Genomic DNA, 23,488 nt, shown 5'->3' with positions numbered 1-23,488 from the left:
TTTTATCTGGTTGATTAAGCGGTTGGTTGTTGTTCAGCAGGCGCGCAACCAGTCGCTGGCTGCCTCTATGTCATCAAATGTCTTTATAAAACTCAGGTCTTGCGTGTACTGTAAGGATTTGTCAGCCGATAATCTGCTAAAGGCGCTGGGAGAGTACACCCAGGCAAAGCACTCCAGCCCGGCAGCCTGCATCCTTGGAAGCCAATCCTGGCCTACCCACTTGGATGCTCCTGACCAGATCCCTTCCACGTTTGTATTGTCATTCAACACCTTGGTACAGTTCGTTTCCAGCAGAAACTCGAGAATTTTCTCACAGCCCTCCACCACTGTGTCATAGTTCTGGTAACCACGCCAATTCACATAAAGCCAACCCTCCGCGTGATTGAACTCTATCAGAATATTGCTTTGCCTATGTAAAATTTCGTTTCTAACCAGTTTCATACAGCTATCTCAAGTACATTCAGCTTTACCAATTTTGTTTACACTGATTATGTCGCAAACCAGTGAGACCAGGTAAACAAATGCTGGCGGAATAAAGACTTCTCAAAAATCAGACCTAACCACTGCTAGTCTTGTAAGTAGTTCTAAATGCTTGGTAAACAAAGGGTAATTGAAAGAGAAGATACCGCTTGTTTCTACTCAATTTCCCAAAAATGGAAACCCTTCTCCCAAAGCCTGCTACTTTGATTTTATACTGGCAACACACAGCTTTTGTTATGAAAACGGAAGCATGAATTCCAGGTCATTTATTTAAAATTTATTTCAAAAGAATTTGCAATCCTCACTTTAGCCTTTACCTTTGCAGGAGAGGGTTGAGCTGTTTTGACCCCTTTCTAAGAGAACATGATCCAAAATCTTCTTCATACTGCATGGTGGTGGCACGTTACGCAAGGTATCGTGAACAGACCCGCTATGTTGTATATAAGAAGCTAATACAATCTATAGCCAAAGGTATAAAAGCCTGCTGTTCACCTGAACAGCAGGCTTTTTTTGTTTTTAACACGCCCCGCATCGATGAAAAATTACAAGATTACGACCACACATAAGCGCCTGTTGGCCGACACGCTCACACCAGTAAGTGTATACCTGAAGCTGCGCGATCGTTTCCCGAACAGCATCCTGCTGGAGAGCTCGGATTATCATGGCGCTGAAAACAGCTTCTCCTACATTTGCTGCAGCCCGATGGCCAGTATCAAGGCAGAGCATGAAGTTCTTACCGAAGTGTATCCGGATGGGAGCACCTCAGAAACACCCATCAGCAAAGAAGTTCATGTACCTGCAAGACTGTCGTCTTTTGCCAGCACATTTGAGCCGGAGCAAAATAGCTTCAACTTTATCAGCAATGGTTTGTTTGGCTACATGAACTACGATGCCGTGCGCTATTACGAAGACCTCGAGCTGAACCTGCGCCCTGATCGCCAGCAGATACCGGACTTGTATTATGCCGTGTACCGCTATATCATTGCAATTAATCACTTCACCAACGAAGCTTATATTTTCTCGCATAGCTATGGCACAGCAGACCATGAAGGTATAGCGCAACTCGAAGCCCTGCTCAACAGCCGCAACATACCTAGCTATACCTTTAAGTCGATAGGCGAGGAGGCTTGCAATATTGGCCGGGGGGCATTTTTGCAGAACATTAAGCGGGCGAAGGAGCATTGTTTCCGGGGCGATGTTTTCCAGTTGGTGCTTTCCCGCCGCTTTGAGCAGGCTTTCCAGGGAGATGATTTTAACGTGTACCGTGCGCTCCGCTCTGTTAACCCTTCGCCCTACCTTTTTTACTTTGATTATGGCAGCTTCAAGATCTTCGGTTCTTCACCGGAGGCACAGCTGGTGATCAAAGACGGCAAAGCCAGCATTTTCCCGATTGCAGGAACCTTCCGCAGAACCGGTGATGACGCCGCAGATGCCGCTTTGGCTGAAAAACTACTGGCTGATCCGAAAGAGAACGCCGAACACGTGATGCTGGTGGACCTGGCACGAAACGACCTGAGCCGTAACGGCCACAGTGTGGAGGTCGAGACTTTCCGGGAGATACAGTTTTACTCGCACGTTATTCACCTGGTGTCTAAAGTGTCAGGGCGACTTCATGATCAGGAGGATTCACTGCAGATGGTAGCCAGTACGTTCCCGGCGGGTACACTCTCAGGGGCTCCCAAGTACAAAGCCATGCAACTGATCGACCGGTACGAAACCACTAACCGCTCTTTTTACGGAGGATGCATCGGCTTCATGGATTTCAAGGGCAATTTCAACAGCGCCATCATGATCCGCTCTTTCCTGAGCAAAGATTACAAACTCTTCTACCAGGCGGGAGCCGGCATAGTGGCCGCCTCCGACGATAACAGCGAGTTGCAGGAAGTAGACAACAAATTAATGGCTTTGCGCAAAGCCCTCACCTTAGCACAGGAGATCAACTAACATGAAAGTTCTGGTAATTGACAATTACGATTCATTCACCTATAACCTCGTGCACCTGCTGCAGGAGCTGCGAGTTGAGGTAACCGTGCGCCGCAATGACAAGACAAGCTTAGAGGAGGTGGCGCAATTCGAAAAGATCATGCTCTCACCGGGCCCCGGTATACCTGACGAGGCCGGTATGCTGAAGGAAATGATTCGCGAATTCGGATCTACAAAAAGCCTCTTTGGAGTGTGCCTCGGACATCAGGCAATAGGTGAGGTATACGGTGGTAAGTTATTTAACAGCAATAAGGTATGGCATGGCATTGCAACGCCGATCGAAGTAGTTTGCGACGAGGAATCCCTCTTCCATAATCTCCCCAAGCAATTCAACACCGGCCGCTACCACTCCTGGCTGGTGGAACAAAATTTACCGGACTGTCTGGTGCCAACAGCAGTGGATGGCACCGGCAACATCATGGCACTGCGCCACCGGGAACACGATGTGCGCGGCGTGCAGTTCCACCCCGAGTCCGTGCTGACGGAGCATGGTCGGGAGATGATTGCTAACTGGCTTAAAAGCTAGACAAAGGACTATGTGACAAAGGACAAAAAAGAATATAAAGTCCTTTGCCTTTTGTCAAAAGATCATTTATCAAGAGAAAACCATGAAAGAAATACTGAACCACTTATTTGAACATAAAACGCTGAGCCGGGAGCAGGCGCGGGAAGTGTTGGTGAATATAACCGCAGGCAGGTATAACCAAAGCCAGATCTCCAGCTTCCTGACGGTCTACATGATGCGCAGCATCACCGTCGAGGAATTAGAAGGTTTTCGGAATGCCTTGCTGGAGCTTTGTCACCGCGTAGAACTGGACGCTTACGACCCGATAGACCTTTGCGGCACTGGCGGTGACGGAAAGGATACCTTTAACATTTCTACGCTATCTTCTTTTGTAGTAGCGGCCAATGGTATTGCAGTGGCCAAGCACGGTAACTATGGCGTGTCTTCCTCCTGCGGTTCGTCTAATGTGCTGGAGGCTTTGGGTATTCAGTTCACTACCGACAAAGACAAGCTCGAGCGCAGCATCGCCGAGTACAACATTTGCTTTCTGCATGCCCCGCTTTTCCATCCGGCTATGAAGAGTGTCGGACCGATCCGTAAAGACCTAGGGGTGAAAACCTTCTTCAATATGCTCGGCCCGATGGTGAACCCGGCATTTCCGAAGAAGCAGTTGGTGGGCGTTTTCAGTCTGGAACTGGCCCGCATGTACGGCTACCTCTACCAACAGCAACCCGATATCCGATATAGCATTCTCCATACCTTGGATGGCTACGACGAGATTTCCCTGACCAGTCCATTCAAAGTGATTGCGGACAGCAAAGAGCAATTACTCGACGTTGGCGATTTAGGGCTTGGCCGTCTGGAGCATAGCCAGATCAAGGGAGGAGAAGGTATAGCCGAGTCGGCCGAGATCTTTATGAAGGTGCTCAGAGGTGAAGGAACAGCCGCACAAACCGATGTAGTCGCCGCCAACGCTGGAATGGCCATCCACTGCGCGCGCCCTGAAACTACTATACCTGATGCCGTTACTTTAGCTAAAGAAACACTACAATCAGGCAGGGCTTATACCTTATTTAACAAGCTGATAAATGATAACAAATTGGTGACAGCCTAACCATATTATGCACCTCAATTTAATCATCACCTTAATCCAATAACCATTTTAGCACATCAAACAATGAATATACTCGACGAGATCATCGCCCATAAATACAAAGAAGTAGAAGAACGCAAGGCGCTATACCCGGTGAAGCTGCTGGAGAAAAGCCTATACTTTGAGACACCGTGCCTTTCGCTGGAGCGCTACCTGCTGCGGCCGGACAAAAGCGGCATCATTGCCGAGATCAAGCGTAAGTCTCCCTCCAAAGGTGACATTAATCCTTACGTGTCGGTGGAGCGCACTTCGATTGGCTACATGCAGGCGGGTGCTTCAGCGCTTTCGATTCTGACAGATACGAGTTATTTCGGAGGCAAAAACGAAGACCTGATGATTGCCCGCAAGTATAATTACTGTCCAATCCTGCGCAAAGATTTTACCGTGGACGAGTACCAGATTGTGGAAGCCAAGTCGATCGGTGCCGATGCCATCTTGTTGATCGCTGCCGCGCTGGAGCCGCAACGATTGAAGCAACTGGCCGCCTTCGCCCGCTCCTTCGGCCTGGAAGTCTTACTGGAGGTGCATAGTCAGCAAGAACTGGAAGTTTCGCTTAGTGAGGACGTGACCATCGTGGGCGTAAACAACCGTAACCTTCAGACATTCCAGACGGATGTTGCCTTGTCTTTGGAATTGGCACAGTTCATCCCGGCAGGTATGACCAAGGTATCAGAAAGCGGTTTGAAATCACCGGAAACACTTGTGGAGCTACAGGCTGCTGGTTATAATGGCTTTTTAATCGGGGAGACTTTTATGACAGATGGTCGTCCGGAGCGTGCCGCCGCAGAGTTCATCCGTGAATTGCGCCAGCTGCAACAGGACTTGTCACCGGTACAGACACAGGTCTAATAACGTACCAAGCTAGGAGGGTTCATTTAATCAAGCAGCGATATGAAAGACCTGAAAATAAAAGTATGTGGCATGCGCGATCCGGAAAACATCCGGCAGGTGGCGGAGCTCGAGCCCGACTACATGGGCTTTATTTTTTATGAAGAATCCAAGCGCTATTGCGAAGGCTCCATCACACCAGAGCTTTTAATGGAGCTGCCGGAAGTTATACAGAAAGTGGGTGTTTTTGTGAATGAAGCCACAGCTGTTATTCAAGCTACTGTTAAGAAATATAGCTTGGATCTGGTGCAGTTGCATGGGCGCGAAACACCGGGACAGTGCCGGGAATTGCAGGAGGCGGGTATACGCTTAGTCAAAGCTTTTTCGGTTGACGATCGCTTTTCATTTGAGAACACTTTACTCTACGAGCGCTACTGCGAACATTTCCTCTTCGACACACGCGGCAACAACTACGGTGGCAACGGCACTGTATTCGATTGGGAGATGCTGAAAAACTACTTCTCACCTCTACCATATTTCCTGAGCGGCGGCCTGAATCTGGAAAACCTTCAGAGCAAGGAGTTTGAAAAACTTCGTCCTAAACCCTTTGCGATTGACGTGAACAGTGGTTTTGAACTGGAGCCGGGACTGAAGGATGTGGAGAAGCTGGAGAAGCTAGTCACATTGATCAAGGAAAGAGACTAAATTAACTGTCATCCCGACGACAGGAGAGACCTGGATTCAAAGCTATCAGATTTCTCCCGCTGGTCGAAAAGACATATTAAAAATATCACATGAAATATTCAGTAGACGAAAATGGATTTTACGGCAAGTTCGGCGGAGCCTATGTTCCCGAAATGCTATACCCCAATGTGGAGGAACTGCGACAGAACTATCTGGCCATCATGGCAGAGCCGGATTTTCAGGAGGAGTTGCAGGCTTTGCTACGGGACTATGTAGGTCGCCCGACGCCGCTATACTTTGCCAAGCGCCTATCCGAAAAGTATAACACGAACATCTACCTCAAACGGGAAGACCTGAACCATACCGGGGCGCACAAGATCAACAACACCATCGGGCAGATTTTGCTGGCCAGGCGATTGGGTAAGACCCGTATCATCGCGGAGACGGGTGCCGGTCAGCATGGGGTGGCTACCGCTACGGTGTGCGCGCTGATGAACCTCGAGTGCATCGTGTATATGGGTGAAGTAGACATTGAGCGACAGGCACCTAATGTGGCCCGTATGAAGATGTTGGGTGCTACCGTGGTGCCTGCCACCAGCGGCAGTCGTACGCTTAAAGATGCCACCAACGAAGCCATCCGCGACTGGATCAACAATCCGGAAGACACCTATTACATCATCGGCTCTGTGGTGGGTCCGCACCCGTACCCGGACATGGTAGCCCGTTTTCAGGCGGTGATATCGGAGGAGATGAAAGCGCAGTTGCTGGATAAAACCGGTAGCGAGAACCCGGATTATGTGGTGGCCTGTGTGGGCGGTGGCAGTAACGCGGCGGGTGCTTTTTACCATTACCTGGACACGCCGGAAGTGAAACTGGTTGCTGTCGAAGCAGCTGGTTTAGGTATAGACTCCGGTGAATCAGCCGCTACCTCGGTGCTGGGCAAAGAAGGTATCATCCACGGCAGTCGCACCTTGCTGATGCAGACCGAAGACGGACAGGTGACCGAGCCTTACTCTATTTCCGCCGGCTTGGACTACCCTGGTGTGGGACCGCTGCACGCGCACCTGCACCAGTCGGGCAGAGCTATTTTCGAGAGTATCACCGACGAAGAGGCTTTGCAGGCAGTGCTGGAACTGACCCGACTTGAAGGCATTATACCTGCATTGGAGACAGCCCATGCCCTTGCTGCAATCAGCAGACTGGGCGCGAAGCCGGAAGAGGTGGTGGTGGTTAACCTCTCAGGACGCGGTGACAAAGATTTGGCAACTTACTTAGACAGATTCAACTTCGATGGAAAATAGAATTCAACAACTGTTTGCCCAGAGGCCGCAGGGCTTGCTTTCAGTTTATTTCACAGCAGGCTTTCCAAACCTGGAGCACACCGTACCAATCATACTGGAGCTTGAGAAAAATGGGGTGGACCTGATTGAGATCGGTATGCCCTTCTCAGACCCGCTGGCAGATGGCCCGACCATCCAGCAAAGCTCCGAAGTCGCGATTCGCAACGGTATGACTATACCCAAGCTGTTTGAGCAATTGCAGAATATCCGACAGCATACCCAGATTCCGTTGGTGCTGATGGGCTACCTGAACCCTGTGATGCAATATGGGGTGGAGCGCTTTCTGCAAAAAGCCAGCGAACTAGGTATAGATGGCCTGATCTTACCTGACCTGCCTTTGTCAGATTATCTGCGGGAGTTTAAGGTGGTGTTCGAAAAGTATAAGCTCAGCAACATTTTCTTAATCACGCCGCAAACGCCGGAGCAGCGCATCCGAGAGATCGACACGCACTCCAATGGTTTTATTTATATGGTGTCTTCAGCTTCGGTAACGGGCAGCACTACGGGGCAGTCGGTAGTGAACACTGCTTATTTTGAGCGTGTGAACGGAATGGGCTTGCGCAATCCGGGTATCATTGGCTTCGGCATACATAACAGCGAGACCTTCACGCAAGCCTGTAATCACGCCAGCGGCGCGATCATCGGCAGCGCTTTCATTAAGGCATTGGCCAAAGAGGGGAAACTCGAAGAGAACATCAGCACATTTATTCAAAGCATCAGACAGAACGAAACAGCATGATCATACAATTGCAACAAGGTATACCTGACCAACTGAAGGGGACTATACTACAGGAAGTAAAAAAGGTAGGCTTCAAAGCCAATGAAGTAAAAACGCAGGACGGACACTATATTGTCGGTATCGGCAAAAAGGATTTCGACATCCGCACGCTGGGGCAGTTGCCGGGCGTGGCAGACATTCATCGTGTATCGGATGAGTACAAGCTGATCTCCCGCAAGTGGCGCGTGAATCCGACGCTGATTGATTTAGGCGATGGCGTGGTGATCGGAGAGGGCAACTTCAGCATCATGGCCGGTCCGTGCTCTATTGAGAGTGAGCGGCAGATCGAGCTGGTGGTGGAGCACCTGAAGGCCAATAACGTGAAGATCATGCGGGGTGGTGTGTTCAAGCCACGCAGCTCCCCTTATGCTTTTAGAGGGATGGGGCTGGAAGGCCTGCGCATGTTCCACCAGCTTTGCAGCGAAAGTGGTATCAAAATCATCACAGAAGTCATGCAAGTTTCGCAGATAGAAGACATGATCGATTATGTGGACGTTTTTCAGGTGGGTGCCCGCAACAGTCAGAACTTTAACCTGCTTGACTCACTGGGTGAGGCGCAGAAACCTGTGTTGCTGAAACGTGGTATATCCGGTACTTTGGAAGAGTTGCTGCAAGCGGCAGAGTACATCTTCTCGAACGGCAACGAAAAAATAATGCTTTGCGAACGCGGCATACGTTCTTATGAAAACGCCTACCGCAACGTACTGGACCTGAACGCCGTGCCGGTGCTCAAAGCCAAGACCCACCTGCCTGTGATCGTTGATCCATCGCACGGCATCGGGCTGCGCGACCACGTGGAGCCGATGTCACTGGCAGCTGTAATGGCCGGAGCCGACGGCGTGATCTATGAAACGCACCAGAAGCCGGAAGAAGCTTTTTCTGATGGACAACAGACGGTGAATTTCCAGGAATCGGAGCGCTTGATCAAAAGAATGCGACAGGCATTTGAGCTAAGGGAGAAGTTTTAAGGTATAGTAGTCTGAATCTTTAAGGGCCCCTTCCCAAGAGTTTGCAGGATTAGACAGGGCTCCTGCCCCACGTTTTTTCAGGGTTCCTGTGAAAGCTCTCGTCCTCGAGTAGGTATTTACAAAAGTGTATACCTATTTGCGGACATTACTCTAAATTAATTCAGAAGGCCTAATGCGAGAGCATTAGGCTTTTGCACTTAAGCTATAACCAACCACGCCTTTTGCGTACTAAATCATACAACAACCGCCTATGCAGAAATTATACGCACTGATAGTCAATAAACTTTTTCTTCTGGTACTCTCGGCTACATTGTTTTTCACCAGTTGCACTTCCCTGCAGGAGTCTCCTAAATACCAGTTTTCAGAAGGTATTTATAAAGCGAAGATTACGAAGGAGGCGGCGGCTAGGGTATACGTAGACATGGATGATGAAACCTTGATGCTCTACCCGGCGCAAGATTATAAAAGAGGGCAGTCGGTCCAGCTCGACACAACGACCAAAATTACACTTGCTATACCTGAGGAGCTGGATACGGCACCGGCTCACAGCTATACTTTCTCCAAGCCTTCCTTCGATCTGGATGTGCTGACCATTCCTTTTAAATACCGACCGGGCACGGCAGGTATACCAAACCAACTTAACACGACTTTTCAGGGAGCGCTGTTTATTGGAGCCCGTCGGGATGTTTTCCGGATCAACTACAAAGCTACACCAGTAGGCAATCACCGTCGTTTTTTGAACCACTTCGGGTATAGCTTCGGCTTGTTTTCAGGTATAGGCGCTACGACTGTGAACGAAGCCGTAACGGGTGGTCAGGTAGGCTATGAATATGAAGGGGTGGTGCTTTTAAATGGAGTGGCTGGTATAGTCGGCATCAACAACTTTACCTTTGGTCTGGCGCTGGGCTTCGATCATCTCCTCGATAAGTACCGCCACGACTGGGTATACCAGCGCAAGCCGTGGTTGGGATTGGCCTTTGGCCTGAACCTGAACTAATTTAGCCCTGATAGAAGAGAATTTCCAACCAGGGAATCGATATATTCTTTTAAAATTTTAAATCTGGGCAGTTATGCCTTGAAGCAAAAAAAGCCCGGTACCATTCAGTACCGGGCTTTCTGATTTAGTTTACTTTCGAATCTAGCGTTTCATCTAACCACTTGAAGAACTCACGCTGCCAAACCATAGCGTTCTGCGGCTGCAGTACCCAGTGGTTTTCGTCAGGCAGGTATAGCAAGCGGCTCTTGATGCCTTTAAGCTGGGCCAGTTGGAAAGCCTGCAGCCCTTGCTCTATACCTACGCGGAAATCCTGTCCTCCCTGTACGATCAGGATCGGCGTGTCCCACTTGTTGGCAAGCTCGATCGGGTTGTATTCCTTGTAGCTCTGTGGCGACTTCGTATCCCAGTAAGGACCTTTCAGTTCGTTGTTGGCGAAGAACATTTCTTCGGTGGTGCCATACCAGCTGCGCATGTCAAAAAGACCATCGTGCGCTATGAAGGTTTTGAATCGGCCTTCGTGCACACCCGCCAGCATAAACACAGAGTAACCACCGTAGCTCGCGCCAATCGCACCCAGTCGCTCTTTGTCTACATAAGACTCCTTCGCAACATCATCGATGGCAGACAAGTAATCGCGGATGGGCTGACCACCCCAGTCGCCACTGATCTGGCGGTTCCACTCCTCACCATGGCCCGGCATACCGCGACGGTTTGGTGCCACTACAATGTAGCCCTGTGCTGCGATCAGCTGCAAGTTCCAGCGATAAGAGTAAAACTGTGTCAGGGCTGACTGCGGACCGCCCTGGCAGTACAGTAGTGTTGGATATTTCTTGTTCGGGTCGAAGTCCGGTGGGTATACCACCCACGAAAACAGGTCTTTGCCGTCGCTGGCTTTGGTTGTGCGCGGCTCCACTTTGCTCTTCGCCAGTTTGCTGTATACCTCGTGGTTCACTTTTGTGAGCTGCGTCAGCTGCCCCGACTTGGTGTCCAAACGGTATAGCTCCGGCGCATGGTTCATGTCGTTGCGCGTTACGATCAGATTATTGCCCGCCTGACCCACGATGCCGTTCACATCGAACTGCCCTTTGGTTACCTGGCGTATACCTTTGGCCGTAACCTTGTCGAGGCTTTTCGGAAGCGCGATTTCGTATACCTGAATCGTGCCTTTGGTAGGGGCTACAAACCAAATTTTGCTACCATCGTTGCTCCACTCGAACCCGTTGATTGTCTCGTCCCAGTCTTGCGTCAGGTTGTGCTTCTTGCCCGATTTGGTATCCATTACGATCAGCTCGTTCTGGTCGGCTTCGTTGCCGTCTTCGTCCATAGCCAGCCAGGCCAGTTTAGAGCCGTCGGCGCTATAGGTGGGATGGGTGTCGTAGCCCATGTTGCCCTCGGTGAGGTTAGTAGTCTTTCCACTGGCGATGTCGTAGCGGTAAATGTCGGTGTTGGTGCTCACGGCGTAGTCCTTGCCGAACTTCTTCTTGCTCACATAAAGGATCGCCTTGCTGTCCGGGCTCCAGATCACGTCTTCTTTGCCGCCGAAAGGTTTTTGCGGGGCATCGAATGGCTCGCCTTTCATCAGGTCAACCGGTGTGCCCAGCTGCCCATTGTTGTAGCTGGCGAAGAAGATGTGCTGAAACTTACCGTCTTCCCATGTATCCCAGTGGCGGTAGTTCAGATCGTCGTACACATAAGCGTTTGCCTTCTTCAACTCCGGGTAGATGTCGGAGCTATGCATCTTCTTCACTTCCACTTCGCGGGAGAACAACAGGTGCCTGCCGTCCGGTGAGAAGCGTACATTGCTCAGGCCGCCCTCCACGTTGGTCAGTTGCTTGGGCTCGCCTTTGCCACCGGCCAGCTGCCAAAGCTGGCCTTTGTGCAGGTATACGATGTTGCCTGTAGCCTTATCGATATGCACCACACTCTCGCCACCTTTGCTAGAAGTCAGCTGGGTTGGCTGGCCGCCAGAAACAGGTATAGCGTAGAGATTGCGCTCGCTGTTGTTTTCCTCCACGTTCGGGTAGCTCACGCCATAGATCACAGATTTGCCGTCGGGGGTTATGGTTTCTGCAGAAACCCGGCCCAGCTTCCAGAGCAGTTCCGGGGTCATGCGCTGTTGTGCCTGCGCCATTGTCACGGCAAACACACCAGCAAGTATCATTATCTTTTTCATGCTCCAAAAATAACCGAAAACCCGACATCTTGAAACGACAATCGTATACCTTGTGAAAAAGAATCAGGTATAGGCATGGTATTACGCCAGCCGCAACCTATATTTGCAGCAATGAAAGGCACAATGGCACATCTGCACCATCATCATGCACGAAGCAAAAGTTTCGGAGCCGTCTGCCTATGGATTTGATTTAGTTTAAGCTAAAATATACTTTCCAAAAGCCTGACTCCGAACAGAGTCAGGCTTTTTTTGTTTGTCTGAATCTTTGTATAGGGGCCCTGCCCCAAGGATTTGTAGGATTAAAGGATTGACAGGATTTTTATTAATCATTAGTCTCTATCATTATTCATTCGTCACTATTCATCACTCATTATATAAATGAACCTCGTTATAGTTGATTACAAAGCTGGTAATGTGCAGTCGGTACTCTTTGCGCTGGAGCGACTGGGGGTGCAGGCTACGCTGAGCTGCGATTTTGAAACGATCAAGGCGGCGGATAAGGTGATCTTTCCGGGAGTGGGAGAGGCTTCGTCAGCGATGGCGCAGCTGCGGGCCCGCAATCTGGATAAGTTGCTCCCGACACTGGAACAACCTTTCTTTGGCGTTTGCCTGGGCATGCAGTTGCTCTGCGAGCACTCCGATGAAGGTGATACAGACTTGCTGGGTATCATTCCTTTGCCGGTGAAACGCTTTGAAACCGACCTGAAAGTGCCGCACATGGGCTGGAATCAGCTGGAGAAGCTGCAGTCGCCTTTGTTTGGAGGTATAGCCGAAGGGGAGTACGCTTATTATGTGCATAGTTATTATGTGCCGCTGAGCGAGTTTACCATCGCACAGACTTCATATCCGGAGCCGTTCTCGGCCGCTTTGCAATACAAAAACTTCTACGCTGCGCAGTTTCACCCCGAAAAAAGTGGTACTGCCGGTTCTCAGATCATCAAAAACTTCCTTGCCTTATGATGGAAATTGTCCCTGCCATTGACCTGATTGGCGGCCAATGCGTGCGCCTCACCGAGGGCGACTTTGCCCAGCAGACCACCTACGACAGCAATCCGCTGGAAGTGGCCAAACGCTTTGAAGCGAACGGCGTCAAGCGCCTGCACCTGGTGGACCTCGACGGCGCCCGCGCCCGTAAGCCGGTGAACCTCAACATACTCGAAAACATTGCCGCCAACACCAGCCTCACCATTGACTTTGGCGGTGGTTTGCAGTCAGACGAAGCGGTAAAACAAGCTTTTGATGCGGGTGCGGCTCAGATTACGGCAGGCAGCATTGCGGTGCGTGAGCCGGAGAAGGTGAAGAACTGGCTCTTGCAATATGGCGCTGAAAAGATCATCATCGGGGCTGATTTTAAAGGTACCAACATCGCTATCAGCGCCTGGACCGAAGAGAGCAAATACCCGCTGCAGGATTTTATGTCGGGTTATCTGAAAACGGGAGCCAAACTTTTTATCTGCACCGATGTTAGTAAAGACGGTAAACTGCAGGGACCTTCTATCAACACTTACCGTCACCTGAAACTCACCTTGCCCGATGCGCAAGTAATTGCCAGTGGCGGCGTCACGACAGTACAGGACCTGGAGGAACTACAGGAGATCGGTGTAAAGGGCGCCATCATCGGAAAGGCGATCTATGAAGGGACAATTACATTAAAGGACTTAGCGCGATTTTTATGTTAACTAAACGCATTATACCTTGTCTGGACATCAAGAACGGACGCACCGTAAAAGGGGTCCGTTTTGAGAACATCCGTGATGCCGGAGACCCGGTGGAGCTGGCCAAATGGTATGCCGGGCAGGGTGCTGACGAACTCGTGTTTCTGGATATCACCGCCACGAACGAAGAGCGAAAGACCTTTGCCGAACTCGTGCGCGACATTGCCCGCCACATCGATATACCCTTCACAGTGGGTGGAGGCATCAGTGCCGTGGCTGATGTGGAAGTACTCCTGATGGCAGGTGCCGATAAAGTATCCATCAATTCGGCCGCAATCCGTAATCCGCAGCTGGTGGAAGATCTGGCGCGTCGTTTCGGCAGTCAGTGTGTGACCGTGGCCATTGACACCAAGTATACCGAAGCTACTGGCTGGAAGGTATACGCCCGCGCCGGCACCGTGGAGACAGAACATGCCACCGTTGACTGGGCAAAAAAAGTAGTGGAACTGGGAGCGGGCGAGATCCTGTTGACCAGCATGAACAACGACGGTACCAAAGCAGGTTTTGCGCTGGATGTTACCCAGGCAATTTCAGAGGCTGTTTCCGTGCCGGTGATCGCCTCAGGAGGCGCAGGTACCATGCAGCATTTCGCCGATGCTTTCCAGGTAGCCCATGCTGACGCCGCCCTTGCCGCCAGCCTCTTTCACTTCCGCGAACTGGATATTCCGGATCTGAAGCGGTTTCTCAAGGCGGAAGGTATAGCGGTGAGGAGCGCTATGTAAATGAGTGATTGAGTGAATTGTAAAATAAACCTTGTAGGGACAGGACGAGACCTATCCGAACCGTGCTCGGAATTCCCCTCTGGGTGTAGGGGCCCTCGATAAAGGAGGGTTAATCGTGCAATCAACAATTCAACCAACCCAAAACATTGTAAATAATATAACTGTGCTAGATTTCGATAAAATGGGTGGGCTGGTGCCTGCTGTGATACAAGACGCAGAAACGAGTCAGGTGCTGATGCTGGGGTATATGAACCAGGAGGCGCTGGACAAGACGCAAAAGGAAGGGCTGGTGACTTTTTTCTCCCGCTCTAAAAACCGCCTCTGGACCAAGGGCGAAACTTCAGGACATACCTTGCAGGTAGTCAGCATGGCTGAGGACTGCGACAATGACTCGCTCCTGATCAAAGTAAAACCTAACGGCCCCACTTGCCATACCGGCGACACCAGTTGCTTCGGAGAGGACACGACAGTTAAGCGGTTAGCGGCGATCCAGTTCATCGCCAGACTCGAGGAAGTGATTCAGCAACGCAAGGTAAACCCGACGGAAGCGTCCTATACGAACTTCCTGTTTGACAAAGGCGTGAACAAGATCGCCCAGAAAGTGGGAGAAGAGGCTGTGGAAACCGTGATTGACGCGGTGGCGGGCAAGCTGGATACCATGAAAGGGGAGGCGGCTGATCTGCTGTATCACCTGCTGGTGCTTTTGGCAGCCACGGGGCTGGAGCTAGCCGATGTAGTGGCTGTGCTGGAGGAACGTCATAAAAAATAAAGATCAGTCGCGGTGGCGACTGGTCTTCAAAATATCTTATTGGCCCTTGCTTAAACGTTAACGAGCTTCAGGTTATTGAATTTACCCTTCAGGGTAATGTTGCACTTGCGGGGCTTTTCCTGATTGCTACCATAGGAGGTAGGGTCGGTTACATTCGTTATCGTTACTTCAAAGCTGCCGCTTGCAAGTCCGGTTGTGGCATTGTAGGCCTTGATCTCAATCTGCCCCTCCATGCGGTTTCCGCTGCTAAACAAGGCACTCTTGCTGGTCTTGTTGTAGTAGTGGTAGTAGGTCAGGTCGGCACGCCCTTTCTTGTTATTTGAGAGTGACCGGATTGGATAAACGCCGATGTAGTCATGCAGCAGATCCGCCTGCTTGATATTGAATACCAGTGCGTCGATGGTGGCAGGTTGTGACGGCGCAAAATTTATCTGCAGCTTTTCCTCGTCTGATAAGAATTGCATCTCTTTCAGACTAAGGCTATAGACAGCCTTTTCCTCTTCTGCAGATTCCAGGTAATTAAAAGATCTTTCCATCGTGGCCTCCACCTTTGGCATGATGGAGGTGCTTTCATCCTTCTCTTTATCGCACGATAAAGAGAGAAATGTAATGACTAAAAGCCATGCAGAAAGTATGATCTTTTTCATAGTTTTAATTTGACTATAAAGGTATGAAAAAGATTACTTTAGCAGCAATAAATATTAAAAATTCTTTATATAAAATCTTTGATGGCGTCAGCGACCTCGCCTCCCTTTTCCTCCTGCACAAAATGACCAGCCTCTAAACGCTTAACATTCGCTTCCGGGAAGGTATTTTGCCACTGTTCAAGCAGGTTCAGCGGGAGTAGTTTGTCTTTTTCTCCCCACAGAATCAGTTTAGGTATAGCACGAAGCTTTTCGCGCTGCTCCCAAAGGCTGGCAAACCACGACCCGGATTCTTTGAGTGCAATAGCAAAGTGCCAGGTGCCCATACGGTTGCGGCTGTTACCCAGGGGCTTTAAATAGTGCTGGTGCACGTCCTTACTAAGATGGCGTTTCTGGTGGTAGCCTTTAGGCAGGAGCAGGCGGGGCGAAAAGCCAAGGCTCAGGTATAGGAACCGCCCTATGCTGCCATTGAGGAAACCACTGATCTTCATTATTTGTGCTTCATCCTCCAGCGACCACATCCAGGTGTTCAGTATGATAAGGCGCTTCACATTCTGTGGATGCCTCAAAGCATAGCTCAGTCCGATGGGGCCACCAAAATCATGTACTACCAAGGTAATGTCCCGGAGTTGCAGGTGCTCAATCAATTGCTCCAGGTTCTGCGCGTGCGCTGCTGGGGTATACGCAAAGGCTTCAGGGCCAGGTTTGTCTGAGAGACCAAAGCCCAAATGGTCAGGGGCAATACAGCGGTGTGTCCGGCTGAGTGCTTTTATTTGCTGACGCCATACAAAAGACCAGGTAGGGGTGCCATGCACAAAAACGATCGGTTCACCCTGCCCTTCATCTACATAGTGCATCTGTCCGGCTTGCAGCGCCAGCGTGTGGTGAGCAAAGGGGTATAAAATGCGGTCAAGCCATTTGGGGGATTTCATCCTGTGTTTTTTTAACGATCAACATTCATTTCTTATACTTCATGATCAGGAGGGAGGCCACGTCATCGATAGGGTAATTGTCGTAAAACAAAAAGTGGCTGGCCATACCATCGATGGAAGCGAAGAGGAGTTTGGCTTCGAGTTCAGGGAAGGGGATACCCGCCTCCATCAGATTCTGTCGGATGCGCTCTTCGATGTAAGCAGTCTCCTCCTGCATCTCGTACAGCAACTGCCTGACGACCTCTGATTGCATCCGGATGCCGTGCAGCAGTTTCCAGAAGTCTTTCTTTTCTTTCAGCAGTTTCACAGTCTGCAGAATATGTTGCGCTATACCTGAGCCAGCCTGCTCAGAAGCGGGCTCAAATGAAGCATGGATGTCTTCGACGCCGCGGCGGAAGATTTCTGCCAGCAGCTCGTCTTTGCTTTTAAAGTAATTGTAAAGCAATCCGAGTGACATACCTGCCTCACTGGCAATGTTGCGGATTGAGGTGGCTTCATAGCCTTGCGATGCAAAGAGCTTCAAGGCTACCTCAACTAACCTGTTAATACTGTGTTCTCTTTTTTCCTGGAACCGGGTCATGGGAGGGTGAACGTTTGCTCAAATATATTATGATTGAACGTCCGTTCAAATATAAAGTTGTTATTTTAGTCGCTACTTCATCTATTAACGCAAACTCTTTCAGAAGCGTATAACTGGCGTTTACCTGCACAATGTATTGACCAAAAATGAAGACACCCACCAGTTAATCGGTAAGAAGATACTTTCTAAAGTTGCCAACAAAATTGTGGTCACCCCTGATAATCCGAAGGATAGCGAAGAGCTCCGGCCCGGAGATATTGAGGTAATTCGCGCTCAAGACCGCCTTGTTTTCAACTTCTGGAAAGACTGCCTGGTCAGCGGGTTTAGAACAGCTGCCGGTATCGAAGGTATCGGCACGGATCTAAGCGACCCCAATAGGTGAGATTTGGAGTTGCTCCCTCAGCTTCCCGTCGTTTTGATGAGGAGCTTGCGGTACTTTGTAAAGATGCTTGACTTGGATACGAAGCCCAGGTATGCGTCACCCTGAAGTACGGGGAGATTCCAGGCGCCTGTCTCGTCAAATTTTTTCATCACGTCTGCCATGGTGTCGTTGTGGTGTACCACGGCAGGCGGGGCTGACATGAGTTCGGTTACCAGCACTTTGTCATACTTATCCTGCTTAAACATGATCTCGCGCACATCTTCGAGTAGGATAATCCCTCTTAGTTTCTGCTGTTCGTCCACGACAGGGTACAGATTGCGGCGGCTGTGGGCGATCACGTCCACCAGTTCTCGCAATGTGGCGCTATACCTGACAGGGTGAAAATCAGTCTCGACCAGGTGGCGGATCTGCATGATGCGCAGTACCGTGCGGTCTTTGTTAGCGGTGAGCAGTTCCCCTTTCTGAGCCAGCTTCTTGGTGTCGAGCGAGAAGGGTTCAAAGTACTTAACCATCGCAAAAGCAGTGGCCGATACGATCATCAGCGGGATCATCAAGGTATAGCCGCCCGATATTTCGGCAATAAGGAATACGGCGGTTAGCGGAGCATGCATCACACCGCTCAGGATACCGGCCATCCCTACTACCGTAAAGCTGCCTTCCGGCAATTTATGGATCTGCAGTATATTGGCGAGCCGGCTCAAAAAGAAGCCCACGTGTGCCCCCACGAACATAGAAGGAGCGAAGTTGCCCCCATTGCCGCCACCTGCAATGGTGAAGGTAGTAGCCGCTACTTTTACCAGTGCCAGCATCCCGACAAAACCCAGCACCAGCCATTCATTTGTGCCGAAAAAAGAAAGCCAGCTGTCTTGCAGCAGTGCTTCGGGCTTGCCGCTTTCGAGGAGTTTGACGGCGCCGTAGCCTTCCCCAAAAAGCGGAGGAAACAACATGATCAGCAATCCAAGCAATACACCGCCCACCAGCGCCCGGCGGTAGGGCTGGTCCTGAAATGGCTCAAAAAGTGCTTCGATGCGCCAGGCGGCCCGGCTGTAGTACACAGACATCAGTCCGGTGAGGATACCCAGCAGGATGTAGAAGGGGACATGCGAGGCGGCGAAAACACCCAATTGGTCTGCAAAGAAAAGCAGCTCTTCCCGAAGGATGATGCGTGAGCAAAGCGCTCCCACCACCGCCGAGATGATCAAAGGTATAAAGGCGGAGATGCTGATATCGGTAAGCAGCACTTCGATGGCGAAGAGCACACCGGCGATAGGTGCATTGAAAACGGCCGCTATACCTGCGGCAGCGCCACAGGCCAGCAGCAGTGTACGGTCGCGGTAATTCAGGTGATACTCCCGCCCGAAATTAGACCCGATGGCAGAGCCTGTCACCACAATAGGAGACTCCAGACCGGCCGATCCGCCAAAGCCAGCCGTAATGCCACTGGTGAGCACGTGGGAATACATTTTATGCGACTCCACCATGCTGGACTTCTGCGATATGCTGTGCAGGATGCTGGCCGTGCCACGCCCCAGCTGTCCGTTGAACATGACCCGCACCAGGAACACCACCAGCAGGATACCCACCAGCGGAAACACCACCAGCCAGACCGGCTCCTCGAGCAGGCGGTTGCCGTACGCCAGCAGCTGCTGGATGTAATGCACCAGCGTTTTGAGCACCACGGCGGCCAGTCCGGCAGTGAGGCCGACCAGAACACTGGAGATCAGGATGAAGTTACGGGTAGAAGTATGGCGGCGAAGCCAGAGAAGTGGAATTTTATACTTGCGGAACTGTGGCATGTGGGACTATACACGAAAGGTCAGCCGGGTTTACGAAAAATACAATCAAAGGTCCGGCCTTAAAAAAACCTTGCGCATAAAAGTATAAACTCTAAGCCGTTAGAAAAAAAATAACATAGGAAATCTAACCTGTAGGGACGTTTTTTAGTTAATATAGTGGTTAAGACCTAGCGGAAATCCTTACAAAATAGCCTATGCATCACGAGCCTGACAGAAGCGGAAACCTGATACTGAAAGACTTGCACGGCCATTTCCATGTGATTGGAGATGTGCACGGCTGTTTTGATGAATTGGTGCTCCTCCTCCGAAAGCTTGGATACACCATAGAGGATGACAAAGCTGCTGGCAGGTATCACGTGACACCGCCCGAAGGCTGCATGGCCGTGTTTGTAGGCGACCTGGTGGATCGGGGACCTAACTCACCGGAAGTGCTGCGCCTGGTGATGGACATGGTGGAGCAGGATGTGGCACTGTGCGTTAGCGGCAACCATGACGACAAACTGTACCGCAAACTGATGGGCCGCAACGTGCAGGTGCGTCACGGACTGGAACTGACCATGGCCCAGCTCGAGCATTACAACAAGGCCTTCATTGACAGGGTAAGGGAGTTTTTGGGGCACCTGCCGCACCACATCATACTGGACGAAGGCCGCCTGGTGGTAGCGCATGCCGGCCTGGAGGAGCGCCTGCATGGGCGGCACAGCAAATCTGTGCGTGACCTTTGCCTCTATGGCCCAACCACCGGAGAGCTGGATGCCCACGGCCTGCCTGTCCGGCTCGACTGGGCCGCTGACTACTCTGGCGTAGCTGTCGTGGTATACGGCCATACGCCTGTCCGCGAGCCCCGCTGGAAAAACAATACCATCAACATTGACACGGGCTGTGTTTTTGGGGGAAAGCTAACAGCGCTGACCTATCCCGACCACATCCTGACGACCGTCGATGCCTTCGATACCTATGCCGAGTCTATCCGGCCCTTTCTTCATCATCCCACGCACTAAGCCTGCTATACCTGCTTGTTGTCACGCTCATGGTCGCGGTGGGCGGTGTGTTCTTTGTGCAGGTATTCCTTGAACTCATCGAGATTAGTACGGTCCCAGAACGGGATCTTATTCCGCACAGCGGTACGCCCGATCACGTGTGCCGCTACCGGAGACGTCAGGAAGGTAAAGCCGATGATCAGCACCACTTTCAAAAACATGTCGGGCTCGTTGAAGTAGATGCCCATACCTGACAGGATAAGCCCCAGCCCCAGTGTTGCCCCTTTGGTGATGGCTGACATGCGGATGTAGAAGTCCGGAAAGCGCAGCAGCCCGATGGTGCTGATCAGCATAAACATGACGCCGATGATGATAAGCACCGAGCTGATGATCTCGCGGATGAGCAGAAAATTGATGTCTTCAAGCATAGGCTAGCGGGTTGATTTCATGAGGTAATAGGCAAAAGAGATAGAGCCCAGAAAACCGAACAGGGATAAGATGATGGCAACGTCTATGAAGTCCTCGTTGCCGGTGAGCTCCGTATAAATAGCCACGATGCCGATGACATTGGCCACGAACAGATCAAAGGCCGTGATGCGGTCTGGCAGCGAGGGACCCATGGCAAACCGGATGCCGGTCATGATCAGGCAGAGGCTCAGGGCGGCCATGGCAAATATCAGTGTGAAGGAGAATATACTCATCTTGTAAGTTGTAATAGTCTGCGTTCGAAACCATGTTTTATCGTGTGCTTGGCCAGCTCCAGGTCATTGTGCTTGATGTATAGCGTATGTACGTACAACACCTTCCGGTCAGCACTCACATCGATGGAGAGAGAGCCCGGCGTGAGCGTGATGATACCCGACAGCAGGGTGATCTCCATATCGGTAGAGGCTGCCAGGGGCAGTGCAATGACCGTCGGCTTCATACGGTAGGTAGGCGTCAGGATGTCATAGGCTACCTTGAGGTTGGCCACGACCAGCTCCTTCAAAAAGAACAGGATAAAGGAGATGGCTTTTGGCAGTTTATGGAAATAGGAGCGATGATAGGAGGGGGTGGTAAGCCATAGGATAAACATGATGAACGTGGCGACCACTACCGCCCAGATCGCATTGTACGGAAACATCGGCTCGCCATATTCGAAGTAGATGTAGCTGCCAAAGAAAGCGATCAGGAAGTGGATGATAAATGTCTTCATGCTATTTTTTCAATACGGCGTTGATGTATAATTCGCTGTTCAGGAGCTGCTCGGCTGCCAGTTGCGCCATCGATACCACCGGCTCGGCATACACCCCGATAAAGAGAATGAACAGTACCAGAAACAGCACCGGCAGATGGAGCAGGAGGTTGTCTTTTTTCTCGCGCGCTGTCACCACGTCATCCAGCGGATCAGCCTCGGGCTTATTTTTCCAGAATACCTCGTTCCAGATCTTCGTCATCGAGAAGATCGTGATCAGGCTAACAGCCAGGGAAACTAGCACGATCACAAAGCTGTCGATCTCAAAGCCTGCTTTGGCCAGCATGAACTTGCCCCAGAAACCAGAGAAAGGCGGTATACCGGCCAGAGAGAAAGCCGAGATGAAAAACAGTACCGACAGAAAAGGGTGCTGCAGGTATACGCCGCCCAGCTTTTTGAGCGCAAAGGTGCCCCGGTTATGCGCCACCACACCGCTGATCAGGAACAGATTGGTTTTGACCAGAATGTTGTGGATGATAAAGTAGACACTGCCTGCAATCGCCAGGGGTGTAAACAGAGCCAGGCCCATCAGCATATACCCTATCTGGCTTACGATGTGGAATGACAGGATCTTGCGGAAGTCATTTTGTGAAGCCGCTCCAAACACCCCGATCACCATCGTAAAGCCGGCCAGCACGGTGAATAGCGGAATGGTCAGTTCCTGGTCGGTGACAAATACCAGCGTAAACAGGCGGATCAGTGCATACATACCTACCTTGGTGAGCATACCCGCAATGAAGGCAGAGATGGCAATGGGCGGCGTGTGGTAAGAAGCCGGCAGCCAGAAGAAAAGCGGAAATATGGCTGCCTTGATACCGAAGGCGATCAGGAAAAACATGCCCGCCATGGTTATGAGGGCCGGATGCGATACCGGCGTGCGAACCAGCACAGCCAGTTCCGCCAGGTTGAGGGAGCCCAGTATGCCGTACACCACGCCTATACCTGTGAGCAGAAAACCGGAGGCCAGAAAGTTGATGGTGACATACTTGATAGCGCCCTCCAGCTGCGGCTTGGTGCCCCCCAGCGCGATCAGCACAAAGCAGCAGATCAGCAGCACCTCAAACCACACGAAGAGGTTGAACAGGTCACCGGTCAGGCAGGCGCCTGACACCCCCATCTGCAGAATGAGCAGCACCGGGTAGTAACCAAAGGTCTGGCGGGCTTTGTCGAGCCCTTTGATGGAAAAGAGGTAGATGGCCATGCCGATGATTGAACTGGTAATCACCATCATGGAGCTGAACAGATCCGCCACCAATGATATGCCAAAAGGGGCGGGCCAGCTGCCGATCTGGGTTGTCCGGATGCCATGGTCATTCACATCAAAGAGCAGCAGGAAAGAGGCAATCAGCATACAGGCTTGTGCCAGAATGCCGATAACTTGTTGCGCTCGCACATACCGCCAGAAGAAGAGGCTCAGGATAGCCCCAAACAGCGGAATAAGCAGCGGCAACATGATAAGCAGGTGGTTCATAGGGTGTGCTTAGTGTTTTTCTTCAATCTGGTCGGTGGTGTTCATGTCGTCGAGGTCGGTGGTGCCAAACGACTGGTATACCCGCTTGATCAGCACAATGGCAAAGGCCTGTATACCGAAGCCGATCACAATGGCCGTGAGCAGCAGGGCCTGCGGCACCGGGTCGGCGAAAGGCTCTGTGGCTACACGCTCATCCTGCCCGATAATGGCTGAGCCCCCGCGGGTAAGGCGACCGATCACAAACAGAAACAGGTTGGTTGCCAGGCCGAACAGGATTAGCCCAAGTATAAGCTTAAAGAAATGCCGGTGCAGGATCAGGTAAAGACTTGCTGAAAAAAGGATACCGATCAGAAAGGGTAGTATGAGTTCCATAG

The 23,488-nt window shown here is 51.0% G+C and carries 26 protein-coding genes; 15 read left to right on the top strand and 11 right to left on the bottom strand.

The genetic code is table 11. The features are described 5' to 3' along the window. Positions 1-33: 33 nt before the first annotated feature. The gene (locus AC5FXQ_RS18180) at positions 34-441 is read right to left on the bottom strand and encodes a hypothetical protein (RefSeq protein WP_493603835.1); all 408 of its coding nucleotides are present in this window, start codon (positions 439-441) and stop codon (positions 34-36) included. A 573-nt stretch (positions 442-1,014) separates the two neighbouring features. Here AC5FXQ_RS18180 and AC5FXQ_RS18175 point away from each other — a divergent pair. From AC5FXQ_RS18175 to AC5FXQ_RS18135, 9 genes are all read left to right on the top strand, one after another. After that, positions 1,015-2,424: an anthranilate synthase component I family protein gene (locus AC5FXQ_RS18175; protein WP_493603834.1), complete on the top strand. Its 1,410-nt coding sequence runs from the start codon at positions 1,015-1,017 to the stop codon at positions 2,422-2,424. A gap of 1 nt (position 2,425) precedes the next feature. Continuing rightward, on the top strand, positions 2,426-2,989 hold the full coding sequence (locus AC5FXQ_RS18170; RefSeq protein WP_493603833.1) for an anthranilate synthase component II: 564 nt from the start codon (positions 2,426-2,428) through the stop codon (positions 2,987-2,989). 82 nt (positions 2,990-3,071) lie between these two features. Continuing rightward, positions 3,072-4,082 (top strand): anthranilate phosphoribosyltransferase, encoded by a 1,011-nt coding sequence (trpD, locus tag AC5FXQ_RS18165; RefSeq protein WP_493603832.1) that lies wholly within the window; start codon positions 3,072-3,074, stop codon positions 4,080-4,082. A gap of 63 nt (positions 4,083-4,145) precedes the next feature. Further along, complete coding sequence (gene trpC / locus AC5FXQ_RS18160; protein ID WP_493603831.1) at positions 4,146-4,970, top strand: indole-3-glycerol phosphate synthase TrpC; 825 nt, start codon at positions 4,146-4,148, stop codon at positions 4,968-4,970. A 42-nt stretch (positions 4,971-5,012) separates the two neighbouring features. Beyond that, positions 5,013-5,654 (top strand): phosphoribosylanthranilate isomerase, encoded by a 642-nt coding sequence (locus AC5FXQ_RS18155; protein WP_493603830.1) that lies wholly within the window; start codon positions 5,013-5,015, stop codon positions 5,652-5,654. A gap of 89 nt (positions 5,655-5,743) precedes the next feature. Then, complete coding sequence (gene trpB, locus AC5FXQ_RS18150; RefSeq protein WP_493603829.1) at positions 5,744-6,934, top strand: tryptophan synthase subunit beta; 1,191 nt, start codon at positions 5,744-5,746, stop codon at positions 6,932-6,934. Further along, the gene (gene trpA, locus AC5FXQ_RS18145; RefSeq protein ID WP_493603828.1) at positions 6,924-7,712 is read left to right on the top strand and encodes a tryptophan synthase subunit alpha; all 789 of its coding nucleotides are present in this window, start codon (positions 6,924-6,926) and stop codon (positions 7,710-7,712) included. Before trpB ends, trpA begins: the two co-directional genes overlap by 11 nt. After that, on the top strand, positions 7,709-8,719 hold the full coding sequence (locus AC5FXQ_RS18140) for a bifunctional 3-deoxy-7-phosphoheptulonate synthase/chorismate mutase (RefSeq protein WP_493603827.1): 1,011 nt from the start codon (positions 7,709-7,711) through the stop codon (positions 8,717-8,719). Before trpA ends, AC5FXQ_RS18140 begins: the two co-directional genes overlap by 4 nt. 250 nt (positions 8,720-8,969) lie before the next feature. Continuing rightward, positions 8,970-9,716, top strand: a complete 747-nt coding sequence (locus AC5FXQ_RS18135; protein WP_493603826.1) for a hypothetical protein — start codon at positions 8,970-8,972, stop codon at positions 9,714-9,716. 124 nt (positions 9,717-9,840) lie between these two features. Here AC5FXQ_RS18135 and AC5FXQ_RS18130 read toward each other — a convergent pair whose 3' ends face one another. Then, positions 9,841-11,889, bottom strand: coding sequence for an alpha/beta hydrolase family protein (locus tag AC5FXQ_RS18130; RefSeq protein ID WP_493603825.1), 2,049 nt, complete (start codon positions 11,887-11,889; stop codon positions 9,841-9,843). A gap of 378 nt (positions 11,890-12,267) precedes the next feature. On the opposite strand from AC5FXQ_RS18130, the gene hisH reads away from it, so the two are divergent. The 4 genes from hisH to hisIE all read left to right on the top strand — a co-directional run bounded on the left by hisH (position 12,268) and on the right by hisIE (position 15,095). After that, positions 12,268-12,849, top strand: a complete 582-nt coding sequence (gene hisH / locus AC5FXQ_RS18125; protein ID WP_493603824.1) for an imidazole glycerol phosphate synthase subunit HisH — start codon at positions 12,268-12,270, stop codon at positions 12,847-12,849. Continuing rightward, positions 12,846-13,568: a 1-(5-phosphoribosyl)-5-[(5-phosphoribosylamino)methylideneamino]imidazole-4-carboxamide isomerase gene (gene hisA / locus AC5FXQ_RS18120; RefSeq protein ID WP_493603823.1), complete on the top strand. Its 723-nt coding sequence runs from the start codon at positions 12,846-12,848 to the stop codon at positions 13,566-13,568. Before hisH ends, hisA begins: the two co-directional genes overlap by 4 nt. Then, positions 13,562-14,326: an imidazole glycerol phosphate synthase subunit HisF gene (gene hisF, locus AC5FXQ_RS18115; RefSeq protein ID WP_493603822.1), complete on the top strand. Its 765-nt coding sequence runs from the start codon at positions 13,562-13,564 to the stop codon at positions 14,324-14,326. The genes hisA and hisF overlap by 7 nt, the downstream gene beginning before the upstream one ends. 163 nt (positions 14,327-14,489) lie before the next feature. Further along, entirely contained in the window at positions 14,490-15,095 is a 606-nt protein-coding gene (gene hisIE, locus AC5FXQ_RS18110) for a bifunctional phosphoribosyl-AMP cyclohydrolase/phosphoribosyl-ATP diphosphatase HisIE (RefSeq protein WP_493603821.1), read from the top strand. 50 nt (positions 15,096-15,145) lie between these two features. On the opposite strand, the gene AC5FXQ_RS18105 is transcribed toward hisIE, so the two are convergent. From AC5FXQ_RS18105 to AC5FXQ_RS18095, 3 genes are all read right to left on the bottom strand, one after another. Further along, positions 15,146-15,742, bottom strand: coding sequence for a hypothetical protein (locus tag AC5FXQ_RS18105; protein ID WP_493603820.1), 597 nt, complete (start codon positions 15,740-15,742; stop codon positions 15,146-15,148). Positions 15,743-15,807: 65 nt separating this feature from the next. Further along, positions 15,808-16,671, bottom strand: coding sequence for an alpha/beta fold hydrolase (locus tag AC5FXQ_RS18100; RefSeq protein ID WP_493603819.1), 864 nt, complete (start codon positions 16,669-16,671; stop codon positions 15,808-15,810). A 25-nt stretch (positions 16,672-16,696) separates the two neighbouring features. Next, positions 16,697-17,251, bottom strand: coding sequence for a TetR/AcrR family transcriptional regulator (locus AC5FXQ_RS18095; protein WP_493603818.1), 555 nt, complete (start codon positions 17,249-17,251; stop codon positions 16,697-16,699). A 136-nt stretch (positions 17,252-17,387) separates the two neighbouring features. Here AC5FXQ_RS18095 and AC5FXQ_RS18090 point away from each other — a divergent pair, with 136 nt between their 5' ends. Further along, complete coding sequence (locus AC5FXQ_RS18090) at positions 17,388-17,633, top strand: hypothetical protein (RefSeq protein WP_493603817.1); 246 nt, start codon at positions 17,388-17,390, stop codon at positions 17,631-17,633. Between the two features lie 17 nt (positions 17,634-17,650). Here the strand turns inward: AC5FXQ_RS18090 and AC5FXQ_RS18085 are convergent, their stop codons facing one another. Beyond that, a complete protein-coding gene (locus AC5FXQ_RS18085; protein ID WP_493603816.1) occupies positions 17,651-19,429 on the bottom strand; it encodes a chloride channel protein in 1,779 nt (592 codons plus the stop codon). Positions 19,430-19,623: 194 nt separating this feature from the next. Here AC5FXQ_RS18085 and AC5FXQ_RS18080 point away from each other — a divergent pair, with 194 nt between their 5' ends. After that, positions 19,624-20,430 (top strand): metallophosphoesterase, encoded by an 807-nt coding sequence (locus AC5FXQ_RS18080; RefSeq protein ID WP_493603815.1) that lies wholly within the window; start codon positions 19,624-19,626, stop codon positions 20,428-20,430. Positions 20,431-20,435: 5 nt separating this feature from the next. Here AC5FXQ_RS18080 and mnhG read toward each other — a convergent pair whose 3' ends face one another. The 5 genes from mnhG to AC5FXQ_RS18055 are packed head-to-tail and all read right to left on the bottom strand — an operon-like array spanning position 20,436 to position 23,486. Continuing rightward, positions 20,436-20,837 carry a monovalent cation/H(+) antiporter subunit G gene (mnhG, locus tag AC5FXQ_RS18075; protein WP_076421762.1) on the bottom strand — a complete coding sequence of 134 codons (402 nt, stop codon included), beginning with the start codon at positions 20,835-20,837 and terminating at the stop codon, positions 20,436-20,438. Between the two features lie 3 nt (positions 20,838-20,840). Further along, positions 20,841-21,110: an MrpF/PhaF family protein gene (locus tag AC5FXQ_RS18070; protein WP_493603814.1), complete on the bottom strand. Its 270-nt coding sequence runs from the start codon at positions 21,108-21,110 to the stop codon at positions 20,841-20,843. After that, a complete protein-coding gene (locus AC5FXQ_RS18065) occupies positions 21,107-21,604 on the bottom strand; it encodes a Na+/H+ antiporter subunit E (RefSeq protein WP_493603813.1) in 498 nt (165 codons plus the stop codon). Before AC5FXQ_RS18065 ends, AC5FXQ_RS18070 begins: the two co-directional genes overlap by 4 nt. 1 nt (position 21,605) lies before the next feature. Continuing rightward, positions 21,606-23,114, bottom strand: coding sequence for a proton-conducting transporter transmembrane domain-containing protein (locus tag AC5FXQ_RS18060; RefSeq protein ID WP_493603812.1), 1,509 nt, complete (start codon positions 23,112-23,114; stop codon positions 21,606-21,608). 9 nt (positions 23,115-23,123) lie between these two features. Next, positions 23,124-23,486, bottom strand: coding sequence for a Na+/H+ antiporter subunit C (locus AC5FXQ_RS18055; RefSeq protein ID WP_007661047.1), 363 nt, complete (start codon positions 23,484-23,486; stop codon positions 23,124-23,126). Between the last annotated feature and the right edge of the window lie 2 nt (positions 23,487-23,488).

The organism is Pontibacter sp. LHS1 (assembly GCF_058932855.1).
This window is presented reverse-complemented; position numbering and strand designations above follow the sequence as displayed.